Source organism: Brevibacterium sp. LAARM2_SD2 (assembly GCF_057364785.1).
In genome coordinates this window covers 19,864-29,021 of sequence record NZ_JBNFOM010000034.1, presented here as the reverse complement: position 1 = coordinate 29,021, position 9,158 = coordinate 19,864, and the positions used below count along the sequence as shown (strand labels likewise).

At 70.0% G+C, this 9,158-nt stretch carries 7 protein-coding genes and 1 pseudogene; 7 read left to right on the top strand and 1 reads right to left on the bottom strand.

Annotated features, from left to right (window positions below):
• Window positions 1-1,104: 1,104 nt before the first annotated feature.
• On the bottom strand, window positions 1,105-1,821 hold the full coding sequence (locus AC2W7K_RS16725) for a LysE family translocator (protein WP_211978871.1): 717 nt from the start codon (window positions 1,819-1,821) through the stop codon (window positions 1,105-1,107).
• 190 nt (window positions 1,822-2,011) lie between these two features.
• Here AC2W7K_RS16725 and AC2W7K_RS16720 point away from each other — a divergent pair, with 190 nt between their 5' ends.
• From AC2W7K_RS16720 to AC2W7K_RS16690, 7 genes and pseudogenes are all read left to right on the top strand, one after another.
• Entirely contained in the window at window positions 2,012-3,091 is a 1,080-nt protein-coding gene (locus AC2W7K_RS16720; RefSeq protein WP_486006433.1) for a LysR family transcriptional regulator, read from the top strand.
• A 35-nt stretch (window positions 3,092-3,126) separates the two neighbouring features.
• Window positions 3,127-4,255 (top strand): annotated as a pseudogene (locus AC2W7K_RS16715) (GuaB3 family IMP dehydrogenase-related protein).
• Complete coding sequence (locus AC2W7K_RS16710) at window positions 4,152-5,246, top strand: SURF1 family protein (RefSeq protein WP_486006432.1); 1,095 nt, start codon at window positions 4,152-4,154, stop codon at window positions 5,244-5,246. Before AC2W7K_RS16715 ends, AC2W7K_RS16710 begins: the two are co-directional and overlap by 104 nt.
• A complete protein-coding gene (locus AC2W7K_RS16705) occupies window positions 5,243-5,680 on the top strand; it encodes a DUF3817 domain-containing protein (protein ID WP_137825641.1) in 438 nt (145 codons plus the stop codon). The genes AC2W7K_RS16710 and AC2W7K_RS16705 overlap by 4 nt, the downstream gene beginning before the upstream one ends.
• Before the next feature lie 80 nt (window positions 5,681-5,760).
• A complete protein-coding gene (guaA, locus tag AC2W7K_RS16700; protein ID WP_486006431.1) occupies window positions 5,761-7,341 on the top strand; it encodes a glutamine-hydrolyzing GMP synthase in 1,581 nt (526 codons plus the stop codon).
• A gap of 235 nt (window positions 7,342-7,576) precedes the next feature.
• On the top strand, window positions 7,577-8,221 hold the full coding sequence (locus AC2W7K_RS16695) for a biotin transporter BioY (protein ID WP_198499414.1): 645 nt from the start codon (window positions 7,577-7,579) through the stop codon (window positions 8,219-8,221).
• Window positions 8,218-9,123 (top strand): energy-coupling factor ABC transporter ATP-binding protein, encoded by a 906-nt coding sequence (locus AC2W7K_RS16690; protein ID WP_486006430.1) that lies wholly within the window; start codon window positions 8,218-8,220, stop codon window positions 9,121-9,123. The genes AC2W7K_RS16695 and AC2W7K_RS16690 overlap by 4 nt, the downstream gene beginning before the upstream one ends.
• Window positions 9,124-9,158 lie beyond the last annotated feature (35 nt).

Below are 9,158 nucleotides of genomic sequence, written 5' to 3'. Positions count from 1 at the left end.
CGGCCGCGCTCCCGGTGCCGGTCCGGTCGGCGGTGCCGGCCCAGTCGGCGGCGGTGCGGCTCCCGGTGCCGGCCCTGGTACGGGCTCGGTCGGTGACGGCCCCCGCAGCGACGGTCCCAACCACAGCGACTGAACCTCGTCCGGCTCGAGCCGCTCGCCGCATTCTCCGCGGGGGCAGCTCGGCCGGAATGGCAGTCAGCGGCGCCGGTGTCCGAGAGCGATCTCGGGCACCGGCGCCGTTTCGCGCGATGGCGCGCCGGATGTGGCGCTTGCGAAAAGTTGTTCTGCAGGCGAGAAGTTCGGGGCGCGCGGGTTCTGCGGGCCAAAAGTAGAACTGCGGGCGATCAGTCGTCCACAAATCTACTTTTGGCCGACATGGGCCGTGGCGAAGGCGTGTCGTCGCACTGATCGTGTGGCGAGGAGCTGCGCCGTACGGGCAGTGTCGCGGTAGCCGCGGGCCGCAGCACCGACTGTGTAGTGACTGGCTCGCTGTCGCCCCGCCGCGTCGCACCGATCGGCAATGGCGCGCCGCATGTGGCGATGGCGAAAAGGTGTTCGGCAGGCGAAAAGTTCGGGGCGCGCAGGTTCTGCGGGCCAAAAGTAGAACTGCGGGCTTTCAGTCGTCCGCAGTTCTACTTTTGGCCGACATGGGCTGTGGCGAAGGTGTGTCGTCGCACCGATCGTGTTGCGAGGCCGCGCCGCACGGGCGGTGTCTCGCGCGGTAGACGCGGGCCGCAGCGCCGATTGTGTAATGACTGGCTCGCTGTCGCCCCGCCGCGTCGCACCGATCGGCAATGGCGCGCCGGATGTGGCGCTGGCGAGAAGTTGTTCTGCTGGCGAGAAGTTCGGGGTGCGCGTGTTCTGCGGGCCAAAAGTAGAACTGCGGGCGTTTAGTTCCCTGCAGTTTTACTTTTGGCCGACAGGGGCCGTGGAGAAGGTGTGTCGCCGCGGCGGACCGTGCGGTGGGGGCTGCGCCGCGCCGCACGGGCAGTGTCGCGGCAGCCGCGGGCCGCAGCGCCGACTGTGTAGCGGCAGACACGACGTTGTCCGGCCATGTCGCACCGACCGCGGCGCACCACCTGCGCCACAACCCCAGCGGGGGCGTCACATGGGGATGGCGGCGACCGTGATGCCCATGACGGCGAGGATGCCGGCGGAGACGGCTTCGATCCAGAAGTCGGTGCTGCGGCGCTGGAGGGCAGCGGCGGCGTATCCGGCGATGAGGGCGAGCAGGATCTGGTAGGCGAGCAGCAGGCCGACGACGATCGCGACGAGGAGCACGTAGTCGGTGCCCGCGGGGGAGGCGGGGACGAGCGTCGGCATGACGGCGAGGAAGAAGAGGCCCGCCTTGGGGTTGGACAGGGAGGAGAGCAGGCCGCGGCGGTAGGAGATGATCGAGGCGAGCTGGCCCCACGGGTGGGCGCCCTTGGCCGGGGCCACCTCGGCGACGAGGTCATCGGCGACGATGTCATCGGTGGCCGCCGCGATCTCGCCGACGGGGCCGAGCGGGGCGGTGCCGCGCAGTTCGCTGCGGATCTTCAGCGCCTGCCGGGCAGCGAGGACGCCGAGGAAGCAGAGGTAGGCACCGCCGACGATCTTGAGCACGAGGAGCGCCGAGGGGTAGGCGGTGAGGAGTGCGGAGATCCCGGTGAGCGCGGCGATCATCCAGATCGTCATGCCGGTCGCCGAACCGAGGGAGTAGATGAGCCCGGCCTTGCGGCGCAGTGCCGAGAGCCGCACGGTGAGGATCGTCTCGGGTCCGGGGGTGACCGCGAGAACGGTGGCGGCGCCGGCGATGGTGATGAGCTCAGGACCGGTCATGGGACTCCTGTCGGGGTGGTGGTGCGAGTGCTGGCGAGGACGAACGAGCCGGATGCCGACCGATTGCGGCCGAGACGCGGCGGCGCGAATCACGCCGATGACCAGTCTGCCGCAGAAAAAGCGTTGCGAAAAGCAATCATTCTCAAACGATCATCAGGCGTCGCCGAACGATCTCGGCTACCCTGGACGGATGTGGGACCTCCAGCGCCTGCGCGTGTGGCGGGCCGTCGTCGCGACCGGCTCGGTCGTCGCCGCCGCGCGCAGCCTCAATTACACCCCGGCCACCGTGAGCCAGCACATCACGACCCTGCAGAAGGCGGTCGGCGCCGAGCTCTACCGCCGGTCGGGACGCGGGATCGAGATCACCGAACTCGGGCGCCGACTCGCCGAGGAGTCCTCCGACGTCTTCACCGGCCTCGGCCGCCTCGACGGGCTCGTCGAGAGCTTCAGCGCCGTCCACCGCCCGCGGATGCGGATCGCGGCGTTCACCTCCTTCAACGCCGTCCTCCTGCCCGACATCATCGGCCCCGTCGCCCTCGAACACGAGGACCTGCGCTTCGACATCCAGCTCAACGAGCCGGCGAAGGTCCGCCGCAGCCACTGCACGATCGAGATCCGCAACGAGGTCCCCCAGGACGAGGAGGGCAGCCTGCCGGGGATGTCGCGGACCGTGCTCTTCGACGACGACTACCGGGTCGTCGTCTCCGAACGCCATCCCTTCGCCGGCCGCGACTTCGTGCCCTTCAAGGAGCTCGCCGACGAGCGCTGGGTCAACTACGACCTGTGGAACGGTCCGACGAGCCGCGTCGTCGATCTCGCGTGCGCCGCTGCCGGATTCGAGCCGACGATGTTCGCCGCTTCGGAGGACGACTACGCCGCTCTCGCCCTCGTCGCGGCGAACCTCGCCGTGACCGTGCTGCCCCGGCTCTCGACCGAGCACCTGCCGCCCGGCCTCGTCGCCGTCGACCTCACCGACCCCACCCCGGTGCGCCGCGTCGTCATGCATGTCCGTGACCGCGAAGCCCACCTGCCGCACGTGCGGGCCTTCGCCTCCGCCGCCGAGGCGTCGCCGCCGACCGCTTCCCCTGAACTGTCGTCCCGCTTCCCCCGGACACCGCACCCTGGACTGCGGTTGGGCGCTCCGGGAGGTGGATCCCGCTCGACTTCGCGGCGAAAATCGAGCGGGATCCACCTCCGGGAGGCAATTCCCACGGCCGCGCCCCGCCACCGACCCGCCCGCGCAGCCACTGCCTCCCTCACAGTCGGCTGAGACCTCCTGAGAGTCCGGTGGGATAGGCTGTGCGCGTGAGTTCTGAAATCGAGATCGGCAAAGGCAAGCGCGGTCGTCGGGGCTATTCGCTCGACGACATCGCCATCATCCCCGCACGTCGCACCCGCGATCCCGAGGATGTCTCCCTGTCCTGGCAGATCGACGCCTACCACTTCGAGCTGCCGTTCATCGGCGCGCCCATGGACTCGGCGATGTCACCGGACACCGCCATCGCGCTCGGGCGCTCGGCGGTCTCGGCGTCCTCGACCTCGAGGGCCTGTGGACCCGCTACGACGATCCCGCCCCGCTGCTCGCCGAGATCGCCCAGCTGCCCTCGGACATGGCGACCTCCCGGATGCAGGAGCTCTACTCCGCCCCGATCCGCGCCGACCTCATCACCGCCCGCCTCGCGGAGATCCGCGACGCCGGCGTCACCGTCGCCGGGGCCCTGACCCCGCAGCGCACGCAGCAGTTCTACAAGACTGTCGTCGATGCCGGTGTCGACATCTTCGTCATCCGCGGCACCACCGTCTCGGCCGAACACGTCTCCTCCCAGGCCGAGCCTCTCAACCTCAAGCAGTTCATCTACGAACTCGACGTCCCCGTCATCGTCGGCGGAGCCGCCACGTACACCGCCGCCCTCCACCTCATGCGCACGGGCGCTGCCGGCGTCCTCGTCGGCTTCGGCGGGGGAGCGGCGGCGACGACCCGGCGCACGCTCGGCATCCACGCCCCGATGGCCACCGCGATCGCCGACGTCCACGCCGCCCGCCGCGACTACATGGACGAATCCGGCGGTCGCTACGTTCACGTCATCGCCGACGGCGGTCTGGGCACGAGCGGCGAGATCGTCAAGGCCTTCGGCGCGCGCGACGCGTCATGCTCGGCACCGCGCTCGCCCGCGCCACCGAAGCCCCCGGCCGCGGCATGCACTGGGGTGCCGAGGCCCACCACCCCGAGCTGCCGCGCGGCCACCGCGTCGAACTCGGCACGGTCGGCAGCCTCGAGCAGGTCCTCTTCGGCCCCGGTCGCACCGCGATCGGCGAACTCAACCTCGCCGGTGCTCTGCGCCGGGCGCTCGCCACGACCGGTTACGTCGACCTCAAGGAGTTCCAGCGCGTCGACGTCACCGTGTCCCCGTACCAGCCTGGATCGGTGGTCTGATCTGTTCCGTCTGGCACTGACTCCCAAATGGCTGGGGTCCCTGGTCTTCGTCCTCGTGCTCGTCAGCTGCTTCGTCGGCCTGTCGGCCTGGCAGGTCGACCGTGCCCAGCACAAGAACGACGTCGTGTCGGCGACCGACATCGATGAGACGAAGGACTTCAACGAGGTGATGGGCGCTCAGGCTCCGATGCCCGGCATTCTCGCCGACCAGCGCGTCAGCCTCACCGGCCGGTGGCTGCCCGACGACCAGGTCGTCGTCCCGGGGCGGATCAACGACGGCGAGGAGGGCTTCTGGGTGGTCACGATGTTCGCCCCCGACGACGCCCGCCTCGGCGAGGGAGCTGTCGCGGACACGACCGGCAAGACGATCGCGATCCCCGTCCTCCGCGGCTTCACCACCGACGAGGAGACGGCGATGAACTCCCGAGCCCTCGAGGGTCCGGTCGCCCTCGAAGCGCGCATCGGCCCCGTCGAGGGACCCGAACCCGGCACCGGTCTGCCCGATGGACAGGTGAAGACCGTCTCGACCTCCCAGCTCATCAACCTCTTCCCCGACCTGCTCACGTACTCCGGCTTCCTCATGCCCGAGACCGCGACCGGGGCGGCCGCCTCGGTGGGCACCGGGGGACTGACCCAGGTCGACACGACGACGACCCGTGACGAGGGCGGCTTCGACGTCCAGTCCGCGGTCTACGCCATCGAATGGCTGATCTTCGCCGGCATGGCCCTCTACATGTGGTGGCAGCTGCTGCGTGACGACTATGTCAGGACCCGCCTCGGCGCGGCCGGGGGCAGCGCGAAGGATCCGCAGGCCGGCGGCGACTACGTCATCGTCAAACCCGCAGGCCAAGCGCGGATCGACCCCGAGGTGATGTCCGGGCTGACCGGACTGCCCGCCCACCGGCACGGCGGGGCGAAACCGCGCAGAGCCGACAGCCAGACCCAGCCCTCCCCGACTGCCAGCACCACGACCGAAGGACCCGAAGCGTGAGCGACCACCCCGAGAACCTCGATTCCCGCCCCGAGGTCGACGAGTCGAACCTGTGGAGCGTCAAGCGCTTCACCTCGGCGCGCAATGCCCTGAAGTTCTACCGTGTCATGGCGATCATCACCGGCACTATGCTGATGATCCTCACGGTCGAGATGATCTACAAGTACCTCATCGCCCCGGACCCGTCGACGGCGCTGATGTTCGGTGACTTCAATCTCGCCGCGGCGATCGCGATCAGCCACGGCTGGTGCTACGTCGTCTACCTCATCGGCTGCTTCTGGCTCAATCAGCAGATGCGCTGGAGCCTCGGCCGCTACCTCATCCTCGCCCTCGCCGGCGTCGTCCCGGTGATGTCGTTCATCCTCGAACGCCGCATCCACCGCCAGGTCGAAGCCGAGCTCGCCGCCGCGGTCGTCGTCGCTCCCAGGAGCTGAGGACCCCCGCCGAGGCGGTCGCCGGGTGCCGTCCGGAGCCGGCGGTCCGGTGCGTCCCGCCGTTGATTAGACTTGGGGGCATGACGAACCCCCAGAGCACACAGGTGCCTCCTGTTCTCGTGGTCGATTTCGGCGCGCAGTACGCGCAGCTCATCGCCCGCCGGATCCGTGAGGCGGGACTGTATTCCGAGATCATCGCCCATGACGCCCCGGCGGCCGAGTTCGCGGCCAAGAACCCCGTGGCCATCGTGCTCTCCGGCGGACCCTCGAGCGTCAACGACGAGGCGGCGCCGCCCTTCGACGAGGCGGTCTTCGACCTCGGCGTCCCGACGATGGGCATCTGCTACGGGTTCCAGCTCATGTCGACGAGCCTCGGCGGTCGCGTCGCGAAGACCGACAAGCGCGAATACGGCTCGACCCCGGTCGCCGTCGCCGACCAGGGGGCGCTGCTCGCCGAGACTCCCGACGCCTACACCGTGTGGATGTCCCACGGGGACTCCGTCGCCGAGGCGCCCGCGGACTTCACCGTCCTCGCCTCGACCCCCGACACCCCGGTCGCGGCCTTCGAGCACCCCGAGCGGAAGTTCGCCGGCGTCCAGTGGCACCCCGAGGTACTCCACTCCGAGAACGGGCAGAAGATCCTCGAGAACTTCCTCTACCGGGTCGCCGGTCTCGAGGCCGACTGGACGAACGAGTCCGTCATCGACGAACAGGTCGACCTCATCCGCAAGCAGGTCGGAGACAAGCAGGTCATCTGCGCGCTCTCCGGCGGCGTCGACTCCTCGGTCGCGGCCGCCCTCGTCCACAAGGCGATCGGCGATCAGCTCACCTGCGTCTTCGTCGACCACGGGCTGCTGCGCGAAGGCGAACGGGAACAGGTCGAGAACGACTACGTCAACTCGATCGGCGTCCGCCTCGTCACCGTCGACGCCCGCGAGCGGTTCCTCAAGGAGCTCGCCGGGGTCACCGACCCGGAGGAGAAGCGCAAGATCATCGGGCGCGAATTCATCCGCACCTTCGAGACCGCCGCCGCCGACCTCGTCCTCGAGGCCAAGGACGAAGGCGAGGAGATCGGCTTCCTCGTCCAGGGAACCCTCTACCCCGACGTCGTCGAATCCGGCGGCGGGTCGGGCACGGCGAACATCAAGAGCCACCACAACGTCGGCGGTCTGCCCGAGGACATCCAGTTCCAGCTCATCGAACCCCTGCGCGCCCTGTTCAAGGACGAGGTGCGCGCGATCGGCCGTGAGCTCGGCGTGCCCGAGGTCATCGTCTCCCGCCAGCCCTTCCCGGGACCGGGCCTGGGCATCCGCATCATCGGCGAGGTCACCGAGGAGCGCCTTGCGATCCTCCGCCGGGCCGATGCGATCGCCCGTGAGGAGCTGACGAAGGCCGGCCTCGACGGTGAGATCTGGCAGTGCCCGGTCGTCCTCCTCGCCGATGTCCGCTCGGTCGGCGTCCAGGGTGACGGCCGCACGTACGGCCACCCCGTCGTCCTCCGACCGGTCTCGAGCGAGGACGCGATGACCGCCGACTGGACGCGGATCCCCTACGACACGCTCTCGGTGATCTCGAACCGGATCACCAACGAGGTCGATGACATCAACCGCGTCGTCCTCGACGTCACCTCGAAGCCTCCGGGCACGATCGAATGGGAGTGAGCGGCGTCCGTGTGCGGTGACCTCGGGTGTCTCCGGGCGCCGAGCGAGGCACGGGGCCGGGCGCTGGGTCGTGCGCGGCGCCGGGTGCCGAGCCAGGCGCTGAGTCGGGCCGTGAGCCGGGCCGTGCCAAGAAGCGGGGCGCGATCTGTGCCCCGCCGACAACTCCTGAACGGTGTTCAGCTACAGTGGGGTCAGCCCGGGTGAGACCCGGGACGACCCGACCGTTGGAGAACCCATGACCCACGCAGACAGCACCGCCGCCGCGGGCACCGCTTCGCTCAAGACCCCGAGCCGGGCCGGCGACATCGCGCTCATCGCCGTCTTCGCCGCCCTGCTCGCAGCGTTCGCGATGCTGCCCCCGATCCCCGTCGGTCCGGTGGGCGTGCCGATCACCCTGCAGACCTTCGCCGTGGCGCTGTGCGGCCTCGTCCTCGGCCCGTGGCGCGGTGCCGCCGCCGTCGGACTCTACGTCGTCCTCGGGCTGCTCGGACTGCCGATCTTCTCGGGGATGCGCGGCGGCATCGCCGTCCTCGCCGGTCCGAGCGCCGGCTACATCATCTCCTTCACCCTCTACGCGCTGGCCGCCGGATTCGTCGCCCGCTGGGCGCTGCGCCGCTACCGGGGCGTGGCCCTGTGGGTCGCGATGTTCCTCGGCTCCCTCGGCGCGAGCTTCCTGCTCAATCACCCGCTCGGCATCCTCGGCATGTCGATCAACGGCGACCTCCCGCTCGGCGTCGCCTTCGCCGCGGACCTCATCTACTGGCCCGGTGACATCATCAAGAACATCCTCGCGGTGTCCGTGGCTCTGCTCATCCACCGGGCCTTCCCCGACATCCTCCGCCGCCGAGGCGTCCGCCCCCAGATCCCGGACGCGGTGTGATCTTCCGCCGCCGCTCATCATCGAACGCCCCACCGCCCGCCGAGGCGGTGCCCGGGTCCGCCGCAGACCCCGGGTCCGTCTCGGGCTCGGATGATCCGCGGTCGGCCGCCTCGGTGCCGGCCGGATCCACCGCCTCGGTGCCGGCCGGATCCACCCCTGCCCCGGCGGGGGACCGCCGGGAGATCTCCCTGTCCGGGGTGACGGTCGGGGTCGTCGACGACACCCCCACCGGGGATGCCTTCCGGCCGATCCTCACCGACATCGACCTGCGGCTCACCGAGCCCGCGGTCGCCGTCATCGGGGCGAACGGGTCGGGCAAGTCGACCCTGCTCCATCTGCTCAACGGACTCGTCACCGCGAACGCCGGACAGGTCCTCATCGACGGCATCGATCCCGCCCGGCGGCCGGGCGAAGTGCGCTCCCACGTCGGCTTCGTCTTCACCGACCCGGCCGCACAGCTCGTCATGCCGACCCCGCTCGAGGACATCGAGCTCTCCCTGCGCCGCCGCGTGCCCAAACGCGAACGCCGGGCGGCGGCCCTCGCCGTGCTCGACGAACTCGGGATCGCCGACCTCGCCGACCGCAGCGTCTACGAGCTCTCCGGCGGGCAGCGGCAGCTCGTCGCCCTCGCCGCCGTCCTCGCCGTCGACCCGCAGATCCTCGTCCTCGACGAACCGACGACCCTGCTCGACCTGCGCAATCGGGAGCGGCTGCGCGCACGGCTGAACGACCTCGTGGCCCGGCGCGGCGTCCGCATCATCGTCTCCACTCACGATCTCGGGTTCGCCGGGATCGCCGACCGTGCCATCGTCGTCGAGGCCGGACGCATCGCCCACGACGGCACCCCCGCCGAGGCGGTCGCGGCCTACCGGGACATCGTCATGAGCGAGACCCATGACTGAGGCTCGGCCACCCGGAACCGGGCATCTCCAAGGAG

Excerpts from the sequence above, each read along its gene's own strand:
- AC2W7K_RS16725 (WP_211978871.1), bottom strand. The coding sequence starts at position 1,821 with ATGACCGGTCCTGAGCTCATCACCATCGCCGGCGCCGCCACCGTTCTC.
- AC2W7K_RS16720 (WP_486006433.1), top strand. The coding sequence starts at position 2,012 with ATGTGGGACCTCCAGCGCCTGCGCGTGTGGCGGGCCGTCGTCGCGACC.
- guaA (WP_486006431.1), top strand. The coding sequence starts at position 5,761 with ATGACGAACCCCCAGAGCACACAGGTGCCTCCTGTTCTCGTGGTCGAT.
- AC2W7K_RS16695 (WP_198499414.1), top strand. The coding sequence starts at position 7,577 with ATGACCCACGCAGACAGCACCGCCGCCGCGGGCACCGCTTCGCTCAAG.